19 protein-coding genes and 1 tRNA gene are annotated in these 19,354 nt (G+C 70.2%); 9 read left to right on the top strand and 11 right to left on the bottom strand.

The genetic code is table 11. The annotated features are described in order from the left end of the window. Positions 1–51: 51 nt before the first annotated feature. Positions 52–1,410, bottom strand: coding sequence for a hydroxysqualene dehydroxylase HpnE (hpnE, locus tag Q7X29_RS10820; RefSeq protein ID WP_316573966.1), 1,359 nt, complete (start codon positions 1,408–1,410; stop codon positions 52–54). 102 nt (positions 1,411–1,512) lie between these two features. Here hpnE and Q7X29_RS10815 point away from each other — a divergent pair, with 102 nt between their 5' ends. The 3 genes from Q7X29_RS10815 to Q7X29_RS10805 all read left to right on the top strand — a co-directional run bounded on the left by Q7X29_RS10815 (position 1,513) and on the right by Q7X29_RS10805 (position 3,699). Further along, a complete protein-coding gene (locus Q7X29_RS10815) occupies positions 1,513–2,478 on the top strand; it encodes a GlxA family transcriptional regulator (RefSeq protein ID WP_316573965.1) in 966 nt (321 codons plus the stop codon). A gap of 13 nt (positions 2,479–2,491) precedes the next feature. Then, positions 2,492–3,229, top strand: coding sequence for a DJ-1/PfpI family protein (locus Q7X29_RS10810; protein ID WP_316573964.1), 738 nt, complete (start codon positions 2,492–2,494; stop codon positions 3,227–3,229). 143 nt (positions 3,230–3,372) lie between these two features. After that, complete coding sequence (locus tag Q7X29_RS10805) at positions 3,373–3,699, top strand: putative quinol monooxygenase (RefSeq protein ID WP_316573963.1); 327 nt, start codon at positions 3,373–3,375, stop codon at positions 3,697–3,699. 34 nt (positions 3,700–3,733) lie between these two features. Here Q7X29_RS10805 and Q7X29_RS10800 read toward each other — a convergent pair whose 3' ends face one another. The 7 genes from Q7X29_RS10800 to Q7X29_RS10770 form a co-directional block, all read right to left on the bottom strand. Beyond that, complete coding sequence (locus Q7X29_RS10800; protein WP_316573962.1) at positions 3,734–4,984, bottom strand: vWA domain-containing protein; 1,251 nt, start codon at positions 4,982–4,984, stop codon at positions 3,734–3,736. A gap of 87 nt (positions 4,985–5,071) precedes the next feature. After that, complete coding sequence (locus tag Q7X29_RS10795) at positions 5,072–5,335, bottom strand: hypothetical protein (protein ID WP_316573961.1); 264 nt, start codon at positions 5,333–5,335, stop codon at positions 5,072–5,074. A 435-nt stretch (positions 5,336–5,770) separates the two neighbouring features. After that, complete coding sequence (locus Q7X29_RS10790) at positions 5,771–6,391, bottom strand: response regulator transcription factor (protein WP_316573960.1); 621 nt, start codon at positions 6,389–6,391, stop codon at positions 5,771–5,773. Next, the gene (locus Q7X29_RS10785; RefSeq protein ID WP_316573959.1) at positions 6,388–7,530 is read right to left on the bottom strand and encodes a sensor histidine kinase; all 1,143 of its coding nucleotides are present in this window, start codon (positions 7,528–7,530) and stop codon (positions 6,388–6,390) included. Before Q7X29_RS10785 ends, Q7X29_RS10790 begins: the two co-directional genes overlap by 4 nt. Continuing rightward, positions 7,527–8,330: an ABC transporter permease gene (locus Q7X29_RS10780; RefSeq protein ID WP_316573958.1), complete on the bottom strand. Its 804-nt coding sequence runs from the start codon at positions 8,328–8,330 to the stop codon at positions 7,527–7,529. The genes Q7X29_RS10785 and Q7X29_RS10780 overlap by 4 nt, the downstream gene beginning before the upstream one ends. After that, positions 8,327–9,271 (bottom strand): ABC transporter ATP-binding protein, encoded by a 945-nt coding sequence (locus Q7X29_RS10775; protein WP_218718920.1) that lies wholly within the window; start codon positions 9,269–9,271, stop codon positions 8,327–8,329. Before Q7X29_RS10775 ends, Q7X29_RS10780 begins: the two co-directional genes overlap by 4 nt. Before the next feature lie 158 nt (positions 9,272–9,429). Continuing rightward, entirely contained in the window at positions 9,430–10,449 is a 1,020-nt protein-coding gene (locus tag Q7X29_RS10770; protein ID WP_218718921.1) for an aldo/keto reductase, read from the bottom strand. 132 nt (positions 10,450–10,581) lie between these two features. On the opposite strand from Q7X29_RS10770, the gene Q7X29_RS10765 reads away from it, so the two are divergent. From Q7X29_RS10765 to Q7X29_RS10755, 3 genes are all read left to right on the top strand, one after another. Beyond that, complete coding sequence (locus Q7X29_RS10765; protein WP_316573957.1) at positions 10,582–11,154, top strand: TetR/AcrR family transcriptional regulator; 573 nt, start codon at positions 10,582–10,584, stop codon at positions 11,152–11,154. 124 nt (positions 11,155–11,278) lie between these two features. Then, a complete protein-coding gene (locus Q7X29_RS10760) occupies positions 11,279–12,160 on the top strand; it encodes an alpha/beta hydrolase (RefSeq protein ID WP_316573956.1) in 882 nt (293 codons plus the stop codon). Positions 12,161–12,249: 89 nt separating this feature from the next. Further along, positions 12,250–13,455 (top strand): NAD(P)/FAD-dependent oxidoreductase, encoded by a 1,206-nt coding sequence (locus tag Q7X29_RS10755; protein ID WP_218718924.1) that lies wholly within the window; start codon positions 12,250–12,252, stop codon positions 13,453–13,455. 108 nt (positions 13,456–13,563) lie between these two features. Here Q7X29_RS10755 and Q7X29_RS10750 read toward each other — a convergent pair whose 3' ends face one another. Next, positions 13,564–15,276: an ABC transporter ATP-binding protein gene (locus Q7X29_RS10750; RefSeq protein ID WP_316573955.1), complete on the bottom strand. Its 1,713-nt coding sequence runs from the start codon at positions 15,274–15,276 to the stop codon at positions 13,564–13,566. Further along, complete coding sequence (locus tag Q7X29_RS10745) at positions 15,276–17,060, bottom strand: ABC transporter ATP-binding protein (protein ID WP_316573954.1); 1,785 nt, start codon at positions 17,058–17,060, stop codon at positions 15,276–15,278. Before Q7X29_RS10745 ends, Q7X29_RS10750 begins: the two co-directional genes overlap by 1 nt. A 180-nt stretch (positions 17,061–17,240) precedes the next feature. Here Q7X29_RS10745 and Q7X29_RS10740 point away from each other — a divergent pair, with 180 nt between their 5' ends. Together Q7X29_RS10740 and Q7X29_RS10735 are read left to right on the top strand one after the other, a co-directional pair. Beyond that, positions 17,241–17,837: a TetR/AcrR family transcriptional regulator gene (locus Q7X29_RS10740; RefSeq protein WP_218718927.1), complete on the top strand. Its 597-nt coding sequence runs from the start codon at positions 17,241–17,243 to the stop codon at positions 17,835–17,837. A 255-nt stretch (positions 17,838–18,092) separates the two neighbouring features. Further along, positions 18,093–18,602 (top strand): anti-sigma factor antagonist, encoded by a 510-nt coding sequence (locus Q7X29_RS10735; RefSeq protein ID WP_316573953.1) that lies wholly within the window; start codon positions 18,093–18,095, stop codon positions 18,600–18,602. Positions 18,603–18,610: 8 nt separating this feature from the next. On the opposite strand, the gene Q7X29_RS10730 is transcribed toward Q7X29_RS10735, so the two are convergent. Continuing rightward, positions 18,611–18,684: transfer RNA gene (locus Q7X29_RS10730), tRNA-Ile, on the bottom strand. 107 nt (positions 18,685–18,791) lie between these two features. Between Q7X29_RS10730 and Q7X29_RS10725 the strand changes: the two genes are divergently transcribed. Further along, complete coding sequence (locus Q7X29_RS10725) at positions 18,792–19,232, top strand: nitroreductase family deazaflavin-dependent oxidoreductase (protein WP_316573952.1); 441 nt, start codon at positions 18,792–18,794, stop codon at positions 19,230–19,232. Positions 19,233–19,354 lie beyond the last annotated feature (122 nt).

Here is a 19,354-nt window from a genome sequence, read left to right as displayed (position 1 = left end):
GTCACCCGCGCGCTGGGATTCTGGATACGTGCGTCCGGTGTCTGCCTGCCGCTACTGCTCGAGCAGTGCCGCGACGGCGCGTTCGGCGCTCTGGACGGCGCTCTCCATCGTCGCCGACCAGTCGGTGCGGGTCCAGTCGCCGGCCAGCATCAGGTTCGGGACCGAGGTGCGCTGACCGGGGCGCAGGTTGTCGGTGCCGAGGACCTGGGAGAACGTCGCTCTGGGCATCTTCACCACATGGCCGGTCACGACCTTCGCCTCGGCGGCTTCCGGATAATAGCGGCGCAGGAGGTCGATCTGCTCGGCGACGATCTCGGCATTGCTCTTGTGGATCTGCTCGTAGGCGCCGCTGGTGGTCAGGCAGTACAGCCAGGTGCCGTCGGGTGTGCGACCGTGCATGCGCTGGCGGTCGAAGACCTGGTCGATCACGCCGGTGCCGCCGATCAGCGCCTCCATGGCCGACTTGGTCCGCAGTGGCCGGTCCAGATACAGGTTCGTGCTCACGATCGGGGTGGCACCCAGCTTGTCGGCGGCGGCATAGATCTCGGCATGCTCGGGCAGGTCGTCGAGGAGCCCGCCGATCGTGGAGTTCGGAACCGCGCAGATCACCGCGTCGGCCTCGATCACCGAGCCATCCGCCAGCTGCACGCCGGTCGCCTCGCCGTCGGTGATGACGATCTTGCGGGCCACCGCCCGGTAGCGCACCTCGACGCCGTGGCGTTCGAAGACCTTGTGGGCACCGGCGATGTAGAGGGTGTCCAGGTCCACGGTGGGGTAGCCGATCGTGACGCCCGCCCGGTCGCGCACTCCGATCCGCACGCCGGTGGCCAGCACATCGGCGAACACCTTCGCCGACTCCCGGTCCACCGGCTCGGCCGCGATGCCGAGCGCGAGCCAATCCCACAGGGCTTCCCGCGCTTTCGCCGGCATGCCGACGCGCTGGAACCACTGCGCGGTGGTGATGTCGGCGAGGTCCCGCGGCTGCCACAGCGCCTCGCGGACCAGTCGCAGCGAGGACCGCAGCGCCCGCAGCCGATCCAGCGGCCCGGCATCGGGGTGCGCGCCCAGCAAGGTGCACAACGCGCCGAAACCCTTGGTATACAACATGATCGCGCGACCGCCCGGCCAGCGCAGACTCCCGGCGCCCGGAAACTCCACGTACTGCCGGGTGCCGACGCTGTCCAGATACCGCCACAGGCTGTGATACCCGCTCGCGACCACGTGCTGGCCGTTGTCGGCGAGGTCGTTCACCTCGGCGACCCGCATCGCCTGCGTGCGCCCACCCAGCCGCGCGCGCCGCTCCAGCAACGTCACCTGTTTTCCGGCCTCTGCCAGCCACACCGCGGCGGCCAAACCGGCCAGCCCACCCCCGATGACGACGAACCGGCGCGAATCGCTTGTGCCCACCATTGAGACAATGTAGCTCTAGTTCTCTCTTCATATCGTCGGATGTCCTGATATGTGGGGTCGACGGCCTGGACGCCACGGCTGCACGTCACCAACACTGAATTCGTGCAGACCGTCCTCATTCTCGGCTTTCCGGGCGTCCAAGCCCTCGACCTGGTCGGCCCGTTCGAGGTGTTCACGGCCGCGTCCCTGTACCTGACCGGCCAGGGGCGGGGCGAGGACGGCTATTCGGTCCGCGTCGTCACCCGCGCGGGCGAACCGGCCGCCGCCCACACCGGCCTCGCCCTGCTCAGCGAGCCGCTCCCCGATCCGCGCGATCCCCTCGACACCTTGGTGCTGCCCGGCGGGTTCGGCGTCGACGCTGCCCGGCGAGACCCGGAGCTCATCGCCTGGATCCAGGCTGCGGCCGGGCGGGCCCGCCGCGTCGTCAGCGTCTGCACCGGCGCCTTCCTCGCCGCCCAGGCCGGCCTGATCGACGGCTGCGTGGCCACCACACACTGGGCTTTTGCCGGACACCTGGCTCGCGAATTCCCTTCGGTCACTGTCGATCCCGAACCGATCTTCATTCGCAGCGCCGAGCGCGTCTGGACGGCGGCGGGTGTCACCGCGGGCATCGATCTGGCCCTGGCGCTCGTCGAAGACGACTACGGCCACGAGGCCGCGCAGATGGTGGCGCGCTACCTCGTCCTCTATCTGCGCAGGCCGGGCGGGCAGACCCAGTTCGCCGGGCCCCTATGGACGCCCCGCGCCAACCGTGCGCCCATCCGCGCGGCGCAGGAGGCGATCGAGTCCGAACCCGCGGGGGCACACAGCATTCCCGCCTTGGCCCGTCGCGCCGCGATGAGTCCGCGGCACTTCACCCGGGTGTTCACCCGGGAGGTCGGCGAGGCGCCCGGCGCCTACGTCGAGCGAATCCGCACCGAGGCCGCCCGCCGCCGGCTCGAGGAGACCGACGACACCGTCACCGCCATCGCCGCCGGTTGCGGCTTCGGCAGTGCCGAGTCGCTGCGCCGCATCTTCGTTCGCCGACTGGGCATTTCGCCCGATCAGTACCGCAAGACCTTCGCCTGACAGAGGAGACGACATGCAGATCGCCATCGTGGTGTATCCGGGATACACCGCACTGGACTTCATCGGCCCCTACGAGGTGCTCGGCCGTCTGCCCGACGCCGAGGTCCGCTTCGTCTGGCACGAGCCGGGCCCGATCCCCGCGGACTCGGGAGTGCTGCTGATCGGCGCGACCCACTCCTTCGACGAGACCCCCTCGCCCGACCTCGTCCTGGTGCCCGGGGGCATGACCTCGATGGAGCACGCCCGCGACGACAAGCTGCTCGACTGGCTCCGCCGCGCCGACGCCACCTCGACCTGGACGACATCGGTGTGCTCGGGCTCGGTGATCCTGGCGGCCGCCGGCCTGCTGCGCGGCCGCCGCGCCACCTCGCACTGGCTCGTGCTGCCCGTCCTGCGGACATTCGGCGTCGAGCCCGTCGGCGACGAGCGGATCGTGCGCGAGGGCAAGATCGTGACCGCGGCGGGAGTCTCGGCCGGAATCGACTTGGCGATCTGGCTTTTCGCCCAGATCGCCGGCGAACCGGCGGCCAGGGCCGTCCAGCTGCTCATCGAGTACGACCCCCACCCGCCGTTCGACTCCGGCCACGTCAGCAAGGCGTCGGCGGCCACCAAGGCGCGCGCGACGGCCCAGCTGACCAAGGAATCCCTCCAGCTGCGCCAGGTACTGCCCGCCGTCCAACTGCTGTGGACTGCGGCTATCCAGCGGGTGCGGCGCCGACATGCTCCCGCGCTCACCGGCCCGAGCGCCTAGCCTGCTCGACCTGACCTCCCCGGGCAACAGATTCACCCCGAAGGCAGTGGTACGGGCCGGACACGACATGCGCATCAAGGCTTGGCCGGTCGATGTCGCCTACCCTCGCCGTGTCCGGACCTCCATGCCGAAAGGAAGTTCCCATGATCTTCATCGTGGTCAAGTTCAAGGTCGCCGACGACTACCTCGACGACTGGTTGAGCCGCACCGCGCCGTTCACCGAGGCCACTCGCGCAGAGCCGGGGAACCTGTGGTTCGAATGGCACCGCAGTGTGGACGATCCCGCCGAATTCGTCCTCGTCGAGGCGTTCCGGGACGACAAGGCCGGAGCCGACCACGTCGGCTCCGAGCACTTCCGCAAGGGGCTGGAAGCGATGCGTCCGGCGCTGCGGGAGACACCACGGATTCTGCACGCCCAGTTGCCCGAATCCGATTGGGCGCGGATGGGTGAACTCGACCTCGACGACTGAGCGTCGTCGAGGTCGGTGAGCGATCCAGCTGTTGCTAGCCGATGATGCCCGCGGTGCGGGCGGCGCGGAGCCAGTCCGGGAATTCGCCGAGCAGACGGCGGTAGAGTTCGGCGTCGTCGACCTGGTCGATGTCGTCGAGGGCGAAGAAGCCGGCGTTGTCGACGATGCGGCCGTCGAGTTCGTCGAGGGTGCGCAGGACGCCGAAGTTGGCTTTGCCGAGGCCGATGAATTGCCAGAAGGCGGGCAGTGCCGCGGCTTCGCGCATGAGGGCGGCGATTTCGCGCTTCTTGGCGAAACCGCCGTCGGTGAAGAACAGGACCAGGGTGGGGGCGGCGCCGGCGGTGAGGGTGTCGATGACGGCGCGCATCACCGGGAGCTCGTCGTTGCGGCCGCCGATGCTGTCGTAGTCGATGCCGTCGTGGGTGCCGGTCAGGTGCAGGTAGGTCTGCGCCCAGTGCTCACCACCGGCGACCGTGATGTCGGGCAGTTTGGCGAAGGTCAGCGCGTAGAGGTAGGCCTCGAGGGAGCCGTCGTCGTCGAGCTGGGTGGCCACCGGGATCATTCGCTCCACCACACGGTGGACGGTGCCGCCGCGGTACAGCTTCTGCATGCTGCCGGTCTTGTCGATGACCAGCACGACCCGCGCCCGCGTGCCGAACGCGCTCTTGTCGACGAGTACCTTCGCGACCTCGCGCTTGCGCAGGTCCAGCTTCTCGCGCTGCTCGAACGACAGGGCCGCCTCGCCGGGCACGGTCCGCACCTCCCACCGGTCCGAGGCCGGTGCCGCCACCTCGGGCTCGTCGTCCACGCTGACCCCGTGATCGGTGACCAGGTCGGCGAACCCGCCGGCGTACCCCTGCCCGACAGCGCGCACCTTCCACTGCTCACCGCGCCGGTACAGCTCCAGCGCGATCACCACCGACTCCCGGTCGAGACCCTCGATCACATACTCGTACAACGGGTTCCCGGCCGCATCGGCCACCGACGCCACCGGCGCGACGGCCGCGCCGAGCGTATCCCCTTCGGCCGCGACGGTGATCACCGCGCGAATCTGTTCGATGTCGGCGGGCACGGTCGCGAACGTCACCACCAGTTCCGACCCGTCGAGCCGAACCCCCGGCGCCTCGGGCTGATTGAAGAACACGAAATCGGCGTCCGAGCGCACCTTCCCGGCCGCGGTCACCAGCAGCGCGGACAGATCCGCGGGCACACCGCCCCGCACGGTCAGCATCACCTTCGGCTGCGCCAACCCCGCGTTCTGCCCCTTCACCAGCCCAGCAGCCACCGCCACTCCTTCTCCGTCGGCCGTTCTGCCCTCACCCTAAGGGCAGTGACCCCGGTGGGCAGCGGATCCCGGGACGAGGCCCCACTGTCAGCAGCCTTGGTACCTTCGCGCGAAATGCGCCGACTCCGGCGAGGTATCGCGGTCGAGTTCGAGACAGCCGCCGACCAGCACGCGGATATCGGAGGTTGTGCGCCGAACGACCCGGTAGTCGACCACCGCGTCCGGCCGGGCCAGCAACGGAAGGTGTCGTTCGGCGAGCTGCCGTATCCGGGCGGCGCCGAATTCCTCGGTATCAGGCGGGAACACCGTGACTTTCATCGTGCGACCCGCCGTGTCGGGCAGGTCGATCACCGACTCCTCGACGATGGCCGGGGTGGGTGGATCGGTCAGGAGCCGCTCCCACAGCGCGAGTTCGCTCTCGGACGGAAAGCGGGGCGGCGGTCTCGGAGCAGGCCGGACTCCAGCTTCGAATAGCTCTGCTCGAACCGCCGATCCCCGAAGTAGGAGTCCGATCCTCGGCCGAGGTCGATCAGGGTCGTATCGCCGTGATACCGCGGCGGGAGTTGCACCGCGCCCGTGACCCGGACGACCTATGCCGCCTCGGGCGGAGTGGCCTCGTCGTCGAGTCGCACCTCGAGCTTGGAGATGTAGTACGAGTTGTCGCCGTAGAACAGCCGCCATCATCGACGCCATGGTCGGCACAGTGAAGCGCATGTCATTCGTCCTGCCGGCCATAGGTACGAGTTTCGGGTCGAGCGGCGACGGCATCGACTGTAGGGGCGCGTCCTAGATCCAGCCCTTCTCCCTCGCTTTGAGGGCGGCCTCGTAGCGGTTGGCGACGCCGAGTTTGCTCATCGCCGAGGACAGGTAGTTGCGGGTGGTGCCCGGCGACAGGTGCGCGCGGCGGGCGATGTCGTCGACGGAGGCGCCGTCGGCGGCGAATTCCAGGACGTCGGCCTCGCGGGCGGTGAGGACGGTGTCGCCGGCGCTGATGGCCTCGGCCGCCAGCTCCGGGTCGACGTAGCGGCCGCCGCGGTGGACGGTGCGAATCACCTCGGCCAGGGTCGCCGCCGAGGCCGTCTTGGGCAGGAAGCCGCGAACACCGACGGCGAGCGCGCGTTTGAGATAGCCGGGCCTGCCGTGGCTGGTGACGATCAGCGTGCCCGCGCCCGGGGTGATCCGCTGCAACTCGACGGCGGTGTCGACGCCGTCGATCCCCGGCATCTGCAGGTCGATGACGGCCACCGCCATCGGTGCGGCCGCCTCGGCGCGACGCCGCCACAGGTCGACCAGTTCGGCGCCGGAACCCACGTGCGCGACGACCTCCAGGTCGGCTTCCAGGTCGAGCATCGTCGCCAGCGCGGCGCGGATGAGGGTCTCGTCGTCGGCGAGGTAGACCGGAATCACAGCTTCTCCCAATGGATTTCGAGGGTGAACTCGGTGTCGGTGGCGGTGACGTCGAGCCGCGCGCCGACCGCCGCGAGCCGTTCGGTCAGGCCGCGCAGCCCGGATCGCTCGCCGATGGTGCCGTGCGGTCGGTCGTTGCGCAGCGACATGCCCCCGCTGCCGAGCGCCAGGGTCGCCAGCGTCGCCGCCGAGTGTTCGACGATGTTGGTCGTCCCCTCGCGGACCACCCAAGCCGCGACATCGTGGAATCGTCGGGGCACCTTGGCGGCGTCACCTTCGACGACGAGTTCGCAACCCACCGCCGACAACAGCGACCGCGCCCCGGCCACCTCGCCGCGCAGGTCGATATTGCGGTAGCCGCGCACCAGCGTGCGCATCTGGCCCATCGACTCCACCGCGAGCCCGCGCACCGCCTCCATCTCCGCGACCGCCCGCTCCTGGTCGCCGGCACGCGAGAGCGCCACGGCCAGTTCGCTTTTCACCGCGATCGCGGAGAACCCACGACCGACCACATCGTGCAGGTCGCGCGCGAAGCGCAGGCGTTCCTCGGCGACCTGGAGCTCGGCCTCGACGAGTTTGGCGCGGTCGAGCTCGTCGATGATGCCCAGGGCCCACACCGTCAGCAGCGTCATGCCGACGGCGAAGATCCCGCTGATCAGCAGTACCGCCGCGGTCCGCACCCCGCCTTCCGGCGACGGCGCGAAGACCAGCCCGGTGACGAGGCTCAGGCCGACCATGATCCACCACTTGTGCCGGGTGAACGGAACGACCGCGAACAGCGCGAGCAGCGCCGCGAACACTCCGCTCAGGCGAGCGACGGCGACGATCGATTCGGCGGTGGCCAGCTGCGAGACGACCGCGCCACCGACCCACAGCGCGGCCAGCGTCGCGGTGGCGACCGGCAGCATCCACGGCCGCGTGACCATGCCGGCCACCGTGGCGAAATCTGGTTGCGCCTCCACCGCGACGACGGCCGCGGCGGCACCGACGAGGATCGCGGGGATCGCGGCCGCCGAACTCAGGCTGGTCGTCGACGCGATGACCAGCCCGGCGATGGCCGCCTGGAAGGTGAGCCGCGAGTACAACCGGAACTTGGCCGCGCTCGACAGCTCGTGCCACCAGGCGGTCCAGCGCCTCACCCCCGGTCGTCCCAGCGGAAGCTCTTGCGGGTCAGCGCGAGCGCCAGGACGGTCCATATCGCCAGTGTCGCAAACGCCGGGCCGGACGCGGTGAGGGTCTCGGCCGGGGTCAGCACCGGATCGGCCGCCGCGGCCGTCGCGGTCTTGCCGGACGCGCCGAGGAACACCAGGTCGGAGACGGCGGCGAACGGTGTCCAGTCGGCGAGCGCGGCCAGCCGGTCGGGCAGCACCGCGCGGATCGACGCGAGCCCGAGCATGGCCAGCAGCATCACCGGCAGGGAGGTGATCTGGGCGGCCTCGGCGTTCTTGGTGACCGCGCTGGTCGCCAGCGCGAGCAGCGCGAACACCGCGATCCCACCGAGGAGTGCGGCGATCATCAGCGCCGGATTCACCGGTCCGGGCGCCCCGCTGCCGTAGACGACAGCGAGAACGGCCACCGCGCACGCGAGGGTCACCAGCACGCCGGGAACCGCTGGGGCGGCCTGGATCTGCCAGTCGGCGGCCTCGCCGGTGCGCAAACGTTTCAGCACGCCCTCGCTGCGGCGGGTCGTCACCATCGACAGCACCGAGTAGTACTGCACGAACACCAGCGCCATGAGCGCGAGCATCTCGATGGCCACCGCGGCCATCGCGGCCGTGGGTTCGGTGTCCTTGCGGGCGATGAAGTAGGTGACCAGCGGAATCCCGACCGGGAACAGCGTCGCCAGGTAGACCAGGGTCTTGTTGCGCCGGAACTGCAACCATTCCGCCGCGGCGAGGGCGGCGAGCGGGCGGCGACGAGGCGCGGTGGCGGTGGTCATCGGCGGGCTCCGATCAGAGCGGTGGCGGGCGCGGGGGTGGTGTCGTGGTCGCCCGCGATGTCGAGGAAGACCGATTCGAGGGAGGCGGCGCGGGCTTCGAGCCCGGTCAGCCGGACCCCGGCCTCGCGGGCCCAGTCCAGGAGTGCGAACAGATGCCCTTGGAGGTCGTCGGTGCTGACGGTGACGCGCTCGTTCGCCTCGATCCGCGCGCCGTGCAGTGGCGGCACCGGCAGGCCGGGATGGTCGAAGACGATCCGCGACGGATGGCCGTCGACGATCTCGCGCAGCGTTCCGCGTCGCGCGACCGTGCCCTTGTCCATGATCACGATGCGGTCGGCCAGCGACTCGGCCTCGTCGAGGTAGTGCGTGGTGAGCACCATCGTCACCCCGGCCGCTTTCAGATCGGCGAGCAATCGCCACGTCGCGCGGCGGCTTTCGGGGTCCAGGCCGGTGGTCGGCTCGTCCAGGAACAGCAGGCGCGGCTGCCCGAGCAGCGCGCAGGCCAGGTCGACGCGGCGCTGCTCGCCGCCCGAGAGCGACCCGACTCGCACCGCGGCGCGCTCGACCAGGCCGACCTGGGCGAGCACCGTCTCCACGGTGGTCGGATCGCTGCACGTCCCGCGCCACATCTCCAGCGTCTCCGCGACGGTCAACTCGGCGGGGAGTCCGCCGGATTGCAGCATGATCCCGACCTGCGGTCGCACCTGATCGCGGTGCCGGAGCGGGTCGAGGCCGAACACCTCGACCCGGCCCGCCGACGGCGCGGCGAGCCCCTCCAGCAGATCCAACGTCGAGGTCTTGCCCGCGCCGTTGGTCCCCAGCAGCGCGAAGACCTCTCCCCCGACGATGTCGAGGTCTACCCCGGCGACCGCCTCGAACGCCTGCGCACCGCGACCGTAGGTGCGGCGCAGCCCCCGCGCGGAGATGACGATGTCGTTCATCGTGTGCCCCTTTCTCACACTCCCCACGGTCGTCGACGCGGGTGCCGTCCGGTAGTACGCGCGATCACCGTTCAGCGATGAGTCCTGCACGGGCGGCCGATGACAAAAGTCATGCGGCCGGGCGGACCGGATCGACCACGGCCCGTGGATATCCGGGGTCAGCGGCGGCGCAGCGCCGGGTCGAGCAGAGACGGTGGGGTGTCGTGCTTCTCGTCGGGGGCGAGGTCGGTGCCGGGGGTGACGATGGCATCGATCGCGTCGAGGACGTCGGCGGACAGGGTCGTGTCGGCTGCCGCGAGCTGAGAGTGCAAGTGCGCCATCGTGCGTGGGCCGATGATGGCGCTGGTGACGCCGGGGTGAGCGGTGACGAAACCGAGGGCGAGCTGGATCAGGGTCAGCCCGGCCTGATCGGCCACCTCGGCCAGCTGTTCGACGGCCGCCAGCCTGGCCTGGTTGACCGGGAGGGTGGTGTCGAAGCGTTCGGGCATGAACGCCGAACGGCTGGTGGCGATCTCGCGGTCGGCGCGGATCGCGCCCGAGAGCCAGCCGGAGGCGAGCGGACTCCACGCCAGCACACCCAGGCCGTACTCCTGGGCGACCGGCAGCATGTGGGTTTCGATGCCGCGCTGCAGGATCGAATAGCTGGGCTGCTCGGTGACATAGCGACCCAGGCGATGTTCCCGCGCCGCCCACTGCGCCTCGACGATGCGGTAGGCGGGGAAGGTCGACGAGCCGAAGTAGCGGATCTTGCCCGCCTGCCGCAGGTCGGTCAGCGCCGACAGCGTCTCCTCGTCGCGCACGCTCGGATCCCACCGGTGGATCTGATAGAGGTCCACGTGATCGACACCGAGACGGCGCAGGCTGTCGTCGAGCGCGGTGACCAGCCAGCGGCGCGAAGCGCCGCGGCGGTTGCGCTCCTCCCCCATCGGCAGGCTCGCCTTGGTGGCCAGCACGAGATCGTCGCGACGGCCCGCGACGGCCTTGCCGACGAGTTCCTCCGACTCGCCGCTGCCGTAGAAGTCGGCGGTGTCGATGACATTGATGCCGCCCTCGATCGCGACGTCGATCATGGCGGTGACCTCGGCCTGCGTGGAATTCCCGAGCGCGCCGAAGTTCATCGCGCCGAGCGTGAGGCTGCTGACCCGGACACCGGTCCGGCCGAGGCTGCGGTACTGCATGCGTTGCTCCTTCGTGAGCTGTGCGAGTTGGTTCAGGTCGCCGGATCTGACATCCTGAACAAACGGAACGACGTTCCGATAATCAACATACGGAACGTGGTTCCGTTTGCCAACCCTGGAGGTGACGGCACTGTGGCCGACAACGACAGCTCGCCGCCGCGCAAGCGCGCCGACGCCCGACGCAACCAGCAGAGCCTGCTCGAGGCGGCCGCGGCGGCCTTCGTCGCCGCTGGCGTCGACGTCCCGGTCCGCGATATCGCCGCCGCGGCCGGCGTCGGGGTCGGCACCATCTACCGCCACTTCCCCACCCGTGCGGACCTGATCGTCGCCGTCTACCGGCACCAGGTCCAAGCCTGCGCCGAGGCGGGACCCGCCTTGCTCGCCGCCGAGGACTCACCGCATGCCGCCCTGACCGCGTGGATCGAACTGTTCGTCGACTTCCTCGTCACCAAACACGGTCTCGCCGAAGCCCTGCAATCCGACGACGCCGCCTTCGACACCCTGCACGCCTACTTCCTGGACCACCTGCTGCCCGTCTGCGCCCAGCTGCTCGATGCCGCCACGGCGGCGGGCGAGATCGGCCCCGGCACCGATCCCTACGAGTTCCTGCGCGCGGTCGGCAATCTGTGCATCGGCGCGGGAAACGATCCCCGCTATCAGCCGCGTCGCGTGGTCGGGCTACTCGTCCGGGGATTGCAGAGGTAGGAATTCGTCATCGCCGCACGAATCATTTCGGCACCGGAGCGAGCTGCTCGCGAGCTCCCGCGCGCGGCGACGGGTTTCGAACCAGCCTTCGGTGCCCGCCTTTCGGCGGGCTACCGTCGATCACGTGACCGATCCCGGAGCTGTCCGATCCGCCCGTAGCCGAGTCGCAGCACGATCCGCAGCGGCGGCTCGACCGACGTTCGTCCTCGTCCACGGCGCACACGGCAGTTCCGCCTCGTGGTCGGCCCTGTTGCGGGAACTGGCGCTGCTCGGCCATCGCGGCCTGGCCGTCGACCTGCCCGGACACGGCCTCGACGCCCACTTTCCGCTCGCCTACCAGTCGCCCCAGGACCTCGACACCCTCGCGGCGCAGCCCTCGCCGTTGGCGTCGATCACCTTGGACGACAACGTCACCCACGTCCTGGACACAGTGCGCCGAGTCCACGAGTACGGGCCGGTGGTTCTGGTCGGCACCAGCGGTGGCGGTGCGACGATCTCCGGCGTCGGAAACAGGGCACCGGAGCTGCTGGCCGGAATCGTCTACGTCTCGGCCTGGTGCTGTGTCGAATTGCCCAGCGTCGCCGCCTATCTGGCCGCGCTCGGACATCACGGCGTCGCCGAGACGATGGCCAATTGGCGCTCGGCCGATCCCGGGCACCTCGCCGCGCTGAAGCAGGGCCTGATGGCTGACGCCACCGACGATCAGTTCCGCGCGTGCCTCAACATGCTCGAACCGGCCGACTCGGCGCAGGTCCTCGCCGCCGACAGTCGCGTGCGCGTCGCCACCTGGGGACGAATCCCCCGCACCTACATCCGCCTGTCCCTGGACCGCGCGATCCCCCTGGACATGCAGGACCGGATGATCGCCGAAGCCGATGCCCTGACCCCACACAACCCGTTCACCGTGCACACCGTCGAGGCCAGCCATCTGGGCGTTTGCCTCCGCGCGGCCGAGATCGCCGCGATCCTGGCCGGCCTCTCCCCGCCGAGCGGAACGTTCGGGTGATCGACTGTTAGTGACCTGCGTCACTCCTTGTCACATCCGGTGGGCCGGTGACGTCTTATGCCCGAAGCCCTCGAGTGAAGGAGAGACCGATGAGCGAGAAGATCGATGTGGTCGTGGTCGGTGGCGGGTACGCGGGTGTGATGGCGGCCAATCGGCTCACGCAGCGGGCCGACGTGGCGGTCACGGTGATCAATCCGCGGGGGCGATTCGTCGAGCGGATTCGGTTGCATCAGCTGGTGGGCGGGACCGATGACGCGGTGGCCGAGTACAGCGATGTACTGGCGCCGGGGGTGCGCCTGGTGGTCGACGCGGCGACCGGGATCGACGCGGCCGCGCGCACCGTGGCGCTGGCCGGCGGCGACACGATCGGCTACGACTATCTGATCTACGCGGTGGGCAGCGGCAGTGCCGCGCCGCGGGTGCCGGGCGCGGCCGACTTCGCCTATCCGATCGCGAGTCTGGAGGAGGCGCAGCGGCTGGCGCCGGTGCTCGACGCCACGGCGGCGACCGCCGCGGTGACGGTGGTCGGCGCGGGGCCGACCGGGATCGAGACCGCTGCCGAGCTGGCGGAGCGGGGCCGCGCCGTGACGCTCATCTGCGGCGATGTGCTCGGCCCGTACCTGCACGCCCGCGGGCGGCGCGCGGTCACCAAGCGACTGAGCGCGCTCGGCGTGACCATCCTCGACGGTCCCGACGCGAAGGTCGTCGAGGTGACCGCGGAGGCCGTGCGGCTCAGCGGCGGTCATACCCTGCGCAGCGCCGTCACGATCTGGACCGCGGGCTTCGGTGTGCCCGACCTGGCGACCCGCAGCGGCCTGCGCACCGATGCCGTCGGCCGCTTGCTCACCGACGAGACCTTGACCAGCGTCGACGACGAGCGGATCGTCGCCGCGGGCGATTCGGCGGCGCCGTCGAACCTGCCGTTCCGGATGAGCTGCCAGGCCGCGGGCCCTTTGGGCGCGCACGCCGCCGACACCCTGCTGCGCCGGATCGCCGACGAGCGCCCCGACCCGATCGACCTGGGCTTCGCTGGTCAGTGCATCAGCCTCGGCCGTCACGCGGGCATCTTCCAGTTCGCCGACAAGGACGATGCCGCCAAGTGGTACCACCTCGGCGGGCGCCCTGGCGCGAAGCTCAAGGAGTTCGTGTGCGCCCACACCATCAAGCAATTGGCCACCGAAGCGCGGAAGCCGGGCACGCACAGCTGGGCCAAGGGCGACCAGCGCGCGCAGCTGTTGCGGGACCGGGCCGACACCGACGCGACGCGCACCGCCGCGCACGCCGGGCACCGGTGACCGCGCGGCCGGGGCGGCCCCGAGGACCGCGGTAGGTCATCGGGGCCGTCGGTCCGGGCGTGCGGACCAGCAGAGTGGCGCGCACGGCCGACGAGCGGACAGCGCCGGTCAGATCGTCAGCGGCGAAGTGGTGAGGCTCCAGAAATCGGCGTAGCGGCCGCCGCGATCGAGCAGCTCTTCGTGGGTGCCTTCCTCCACGATGCGCCCGCTGTCGACGAAGACGACGCGGTCGGCGCTGCGGACGGTCCGCAGCCGGTGCGCCACCAGCACGACGGTGCGGCCCGCCATCAGACGTTCGATGCCCTGGTGCACGGCCGCCTCGTTCACCGGGTCCAGGGCGGAGGTGACCTCGTCCAGCAGGACGATGGGCGCGTCCTTGAGCAGCGCGCGGGCGATCGAAACCCGTTGCCGCTCACCGCCGGAGAGCAGCGCACCGCCCTCGCCGACGGCGGCGGACCAGCCGCCGGGCAGTCGTTCGATCACCTCGTCCAGACGCGCGGCCGTCGCCGCCGCGCGGACCTCGGCGTCGGTGGCGTCGGGACGGCCGAGGCGGATGTTGTCCTCGATGGTGCCGTCGAAGAGGTAGACGTGCTGGAAGACGATGGCGATGCGCGACATCAGCGTGGCGGTGTTCATCTCGCGAACATCGACGCCACCGATCCGGATCGCGCCGGCGTGCACATCATGGAACCGCGCGAGCAGTTGGAGCAGCGTGCTCTTGCCCGCGCCGGACGGCCCGACGATCGCGAACCGCTGTCCCGCGGGCACCGTCAGCGACAGGTCGTCGACGACGGTGCGATCGCCGTGCCGGAAGCCGACTCCGGCGAACTCCAGGTCGTGCCGATCCGGGACGATCGGCTGCTCGGGTTCGGGCAGCGGCTCCAGCCCGAGCAGCTCGTCCAGCCGGGTCAGTTGCGCTCGCGCGCTGCGCAATCGACCGCCGATCTCGGCCAGCGACAGCAGCGGCTCGGCGCAGCGAGCCGCCAGGACGAGGATCGCCAGCAGTTCGGCCGCGCCGATCTGACCGCCCAGAGCGAGGGCGGCGCCGAGCGCGAGCAGCGCGGTGAACACGACCTGCACGGCCAGCGTCAGCCCGACGATCCCGGGCAGGGCCGACAGCGCGGATCGGCGCGCGGCGCGCTGGAGTCCGCGCAGCGCGTCGTCGAGCAGGCCGAAGCGTTCGGTGGTGCGGCCACCGGCCCGCAGTACCGGCTGGGCCTGCAGGTATTCGATCACCCGCCCCGCGGCCTGCTGGTCGCGGTCGTGTCGTTCGGCGTCGGCGGCGGCCATCGCTCGCCCCGTCCACCCCTGGATCGCCGCCACCAGCGGCACCGCGATCAGGGCCGCCAACCCCAGCTGCCAGTGGAACGCGAGCATCACGACGACGATCGTCAACGGCGTCACCACCGCGCCGACGAACGGCGCGAGCAGATGCGCGATCACGCTCATCGCCTCCAGCACTCCGCGACTGGCGAGCACCGACACCTCGCCGACCCGGTCGGGGCCGTACCAGCCCAGCGGCAGCCGGGCCAGATGGTCGCCGAGCCGGTGATAGGTGCCGCGCAGCAGCGTGGTGCCCGCGCGGAAACCAGCCAGATCGCTGAGATAGCGCAGTGTGCCGTAGCAGGCGACCGCGATCCCGAACCCGAGCAGCCACGGCCGGGCGCCGGCCGGATCGTCCCCGAACAGTTCCCGGAGCACCGGCACCAGCAGGGCATAGGACAGGCCTTCGAGGATCGCGGTGGCCGTCATCAGCGCGACGGTGCGGCGCACCGGACCGGCATACCGATGGCCGAGCACCCGCAACAGGGTCCGGATCATCACTCGTCTCCTTCGTGGGATCGCCGCAACCCGGCGAACTTGCCGTGGCCTGCCAGCAGGCGCGCGGGCGCGCCGCGCTCCACGATCACGCCGTCGTCCACCATGACGACGGTGTCGGCATCGGCGATCGTCTCCAGCCGGTGCGCGATGACCAGGATCGTCCGGTCCGCGCGCAGGCTCGACAGTGCTTGGCGCACCGCTTGTTCGGTCTGTGGATCGGCGAAGGACGTGGCCTCGTCGAGCACCAGGATCGGAGTGTCGGCCAGCAAAGCGCGCGCCAGGGCGAGTCGTTGCGCCTCACCACCGGACAGGCCGGCCTCCACGCCGAGCACTGTGTCGTATCCGCGCGGGAGTTCGGTGATCCGGTCGTGGATGCCCGCCAGCCGGGCCGCGTGGACCACCCGCTCGTGGTCGGCGTGCGGGACCGCCAGCGCGATATTGTCGGCCACCGACGCCCGCAGCAAGCGCACATCCTGGAAGACGAACGACACCTCGCGATACAGCCGGTGACTGCTGATCTCGCGCAGGTCGACGCCGCCGAGGGTGATCGTGCCGCCCGTCGGATCGAAGAATCGCGGAAGTAGCCGCACGAGCGTGGATTTGCCGCTGCCCGACGGCCCCACGAGGGCGGTGACCGTCCCCGGCTCCAGCACCAGGTCGATCCCGCGCAGCACCTCACGGTCGGCGTCGTAGCCGAACCGGACGCCGCGCAGTTCCACGCGATGCCCGCGCGGCTCGACGGGCGCGGCCGGCTCGGACAGCGGTTCGACGTCGAGGACGTCCCGGATCCGCCCGACCGCGCGGCCCGCGGCCTGCAGGTCGTCGAAGCCGTGGCCCAGCGCCGCGACCGGGGCGGTCAACCCGAGGCCGAGCAGCAGGAACGGCAGCAGATCGGCGGGCGCCATCGCGTCCGTCGTGATCAGGAACGTGCCGCCGACCAGGACCACGAGCAGCACGAACGGGGGCGACAACGCCAGCTGCATCGCGGCGGCGATCGGCGAGAGCCCGCGCGCCCAGCGCAGGAACGTATCGGCGAAATCGTCCACCGCCGAACGGAATCGACGGTGCGCCCGGTCGCCGCCGCCGAACGCCTTGACCTCGGCGATGCCCTGCACGAACTCCACCACCGCGTCGGCGATGCGGCCCATCGCCGCGTCGAACTCGGTTTGCTCGCGCTGCCGGGCCCCCGTCATCATCAGCGGGACCAGCGCGATCGCCGACAGCACCGGGATCAGCGTGATCAGCGTCAGTCGCCAGTCGACGGTCACCAGGTAGATCAACGACACCAGCGGCACCACGAACGCCGATACCAGCTCGCCGGGCGCGTGGGCGATGAACGGATGCACCGCGCTCACATCCTCACCGACCACCTTGGCCAGCTCCCCGGTGCCGCGCCGGGAGAACCAGCCGATCGGCACCCGGCCCAGATGGTCCGCCAGCTGCCGGCGCAACGACAGCTGCACCGTGCTGTCGAGGACGTGCCCGAGCCCGGAGGACGCGGCGGTGCAGACCAAGCGGACGAACAGTCCCGCCGCCCCCAGCACCACCACCAGCCACACGTGACCGTGGTCGACCGGGCCGGCCGACAGCAAGGTGCGCCCGAGCTCGACCACGGCCAGCAGCGGCGCCAAGCCCGCGACGGCGCCGACGACTTGCAGGATGAGCACGGCCGCGAATCCCCCGAGATGCGGGCGCAGCAGCGCGGTGAGGCGCGGACCCGCGGACCCGATATCCGGCGGCGGGGCGGACATCTCCCTTACCTCGACAAGGTCGGTGGTGGTCATCGCTGTCCCTTCTCCTCGCACAACCGCGGCATCAGCACAGGTCAGCGACCTGATGTCGACACTCGCGTCGTTTGAGAAAGTCACTATCTCTAGCAAGTGACTGTAGGTAAGCAATTACAGACAGTCAATGTCTATAGCGAGTCACTTTCTGAAACGAGTAGCTCTTGCTAACCTGCTCGCATGACCGGACTTCGTGAGCGGTGGCGGCTCAAGGCCATGCACACCATCCAGGAACGCGCCCTGGATCTGTTCGACGAGAAGGGCTTCGGCGCCGTCACGATCGACGAGATCGCGGCTGCCGCCGAAGTCTCACCGTCGACGGTCTACCGGCTGTTCGGCACGAAGGAAGGGATCATCGTCGCCGACGAGTTCGACACCATGAGCGAGGCCGAGATCGCCGAGATGGTCGACCCCCACGACCCCGTCGAGAGCCTGCTCCGCTCGGTACGCGCCGACGAATCCACCGGCGAGGAACCCGCCCCGGCCGACAAGGGCCCGTGGCGCCGGGTCCGCTACCACTTCACCGAGCCCTCGGTCCGCATGGCCGCCTGCGCCTCCGCCGATCGCACCAGCCGGCGACTCCTCCCGCTGATCGCCTCGACCGGGAAATTCACCGAAACCCAGGCCCGCGTCGCCACCAATGCCCTGACCTTCGGCTATTTCGCCGCGCTCGAACAGTGGTACCTCGACGGCGGCGACCGCCCGATCGCGGACTACGTCGAAGACGGCCTGCGACCCCTGCGCGCCCTCTGGACCTCCGACGACGGGCCCGCCTGACCCCAGAATCCGGCCACGGCCGGGCGAACTCCCCGACCGAACCGCACTGCTGGGCAATGCCGTTCACGCGCTGCCGGCGGAACCGGCGCGACGGGCGACCCGGAAAACGAACGAGTTCCCCCTCGACAACAGCTGCGTCACGATCGGCGACAGTTCCGGCACCGTGGTGCTGGAATAGGGAACTACCAGCCGTTCTTTGTCGACCCGGAACCGGTCGGGCGCCACGCCCGCCGGTTTCGCCGAGGAGGCAGGCCGATGAGCACCCCGTACCGCCACGACGAGGACCTGTTCCCCGCGGCCGCCGGCGAACCCGCCGATATCTGTCAGCGTCTGCACGCCGAGCTCGAGTCCCGCAGCACCGTGGTCATCCTGCACGTGCACGGCGAGATCGACGCCTTCACCCTCCAACGCTGGCATCGCATGGTCGATACCGCCGTCGACCGCGCCATCGAGTGCGGTCACCTCGTCGTCGACATCAGCGACACCGAATTCATGGCGTGCCGCTCGGTGCTGGACCTGGCGGCCCGCGCTCAGCAAGCCGCCGCCCACGGCGTGCTCGTCAGCGTGGTCGATCCGGGCCCCTCGGTGGTCGCGCGCGTCGTCGCCGTCGCCGGGCTGACCGAGTGGCTCCCGTTGCACACCACCTTGATCGACGCTCTCGCCGCCCACACCCCGCGCACATCCCCCTGCCCGACCCCGCCCCGATCTCCCCGACACGCCAAGCCACCGCGAACCACCCGAAACCGACCGATTCCCCCACCCTGACAGGACAGTGGGGCGGGTGGGGCTCGAACCCACGACCAGCGGATTATGAGTCCGCGGCTCTAACCGACTGAGCTACCGCCCCTGGCCAGGGGTGTCCCCGGGCGAGTCGCATGGTACCCGGTGGGGTGCGACGTTGACCACTCGGCGAGCCGGGTGGCGGGGGTCGGCGAGGCGGGCGAGGATGGGGGTATGGCCGATCTTTTCGTGCGAGTTCTGGCGGGGCATCAGTGGATCTACGAGCACAGCGGTGGGCTGGTGGGGCACCGTTTGCTGTTCGGGAATCCGACCCTGTTGCTGCGGACGGTGGGGCGCAAGACCGGGCAGGCGCGCACATCGGCCTTGACCTATGCCCGCGACGGGGCGGACTTTCTGGTGACCGCGTCGAACGGCGGGTCGCCGCGGCCGCCGGGATGGCTGGCGAACGTGACCGCGCGGCCGGACTGCGAGATCCAGGTGGGGACGCGCAAGATCGCGGTGACCGCGCGGGCGACCTACCCGGACGATCCGGACTACGCCCGGCGCTGGGAACTGGTGAACGCAGTCAACGGCGACCGGTACCGCGGCTATCAGACGAAGACGCGGCGACCGATCGCCGTGGTGGTACTGCACCCCAGAAGTGAACCCAGCTAAGCCTTTTCGGCTTTCTGCCGCGGCACCTGTGCCCGCCGCTCGCGGTCGCGGCGCTCGATCGTGCCCCCGGGGTTGCTGGCTAGCTTGATCACGCCGATAACCAACAGAAGAACCGCGACTAT

The organism is Nocardia canadensis (genome assembly GCF_032656385.1).
GTDB classification, from domain to species: domain Bacteria; phylum Actinomycetota; class Actinomycetes; order Mycobacteriales; family Mycobacteriaceae; genus Nocardia; species Nocardia canadensis.
The sequence above is the reverse complement of the archived record's forward strand: the minus strand, read 5'-3'. Positions and strand labels throughout refer to the sequence as shown.

Excerpts from the sequence above, each read along its gene's own strand:
- Q7X29_RS10725 (WP_316573952.1), top strand. The coding sequence starts at position 18,792 with ATGGCCGATCTTTTCGTGCGAGTTCTGGCGGGGCATCAGTGGATCTAC.
- Q7X29_RS10755 (WP_218718924.1), top strand. The coding sequence starts at position 12,250 with ATGAGCGAGAAGATCGATGTGGTCGTGGTCGGTGGCGGGTACGCGGGT.
- Q7X29_RS10740 (WP_218718927.1), top strand. The coding sequence starts at position 17,241 with ATGACCGGACTTCGTGAGCGGTGGCGGCTCAAGGCCATGCACACCATC.
- Q7X29_RS10750 (WP_316573955.1), bottom strand. The coding sequence starts at position 15,276 with ATGATCCGGACCCTGTTGCGGGTGCTCGGCCATCGGTATGCCGGTCCG.
- Q7X29_RS10735 (WP_316573953.1), top strand. The coding sequence starts at position 18,093 with ATGAGCACCCCGTACCGCCACGACGAGGACCTGTTCCCCGCGGCCGCC.
- Q7X29_RS10775 (WP_218718920.1), bottom strand. The coding sequence starts at position 9,271 with ATGAACGACATCGTCATCTCCGCGCGGGGGCTGCGCCGCACCTACGGT.
- hpnE (WP_316573966.1), bottom strand. The coding sequence starts at position 1,410 with ATGGTGGGCACAAGCGATTCGCGCCGGTTCGTCGTCATCGGGGGTGGG.
- Q7X29_RS10745 (WP_316573954.1), bottom strand. The coding sequence starts at position 17,060 with ATGACCACCACCGACCTTGTCGAGGTAAGGGAGATGTCCGCCCCGCCG.
- Q7X29_RS10805 (WP_316573963.1), top strand. The coding sequence starts at position 3,373 with ATGATCTTCATCGTGGTCAAGTTCAAGGTCGCCGACGACTACCTCGAC.
- Q7X29_RS10810 (WP_316573964.1), top strand. The coding sequence starts at position 2,492 with ATGCAGATCGCCATCGTGGTGTATCCGGGATACACCGCACTGGACTTC.
- Q7X29_RS10770 (WP_218718921.1), bottom strand. The coding sequence starts at position 10,449 with ATGCAGTACCGCAGCCTCGGCCGGACCGGTGTCCGGGTCAGCAGCCTC.
- Q7X29_RS10780 (WP_316573958.1), bottom strand. The coding sequence starts at position 8,330 with ATGACCACCGCCACCGCGCCTCGTCGCCGCCCGCTCGCCGCCCTCGCC.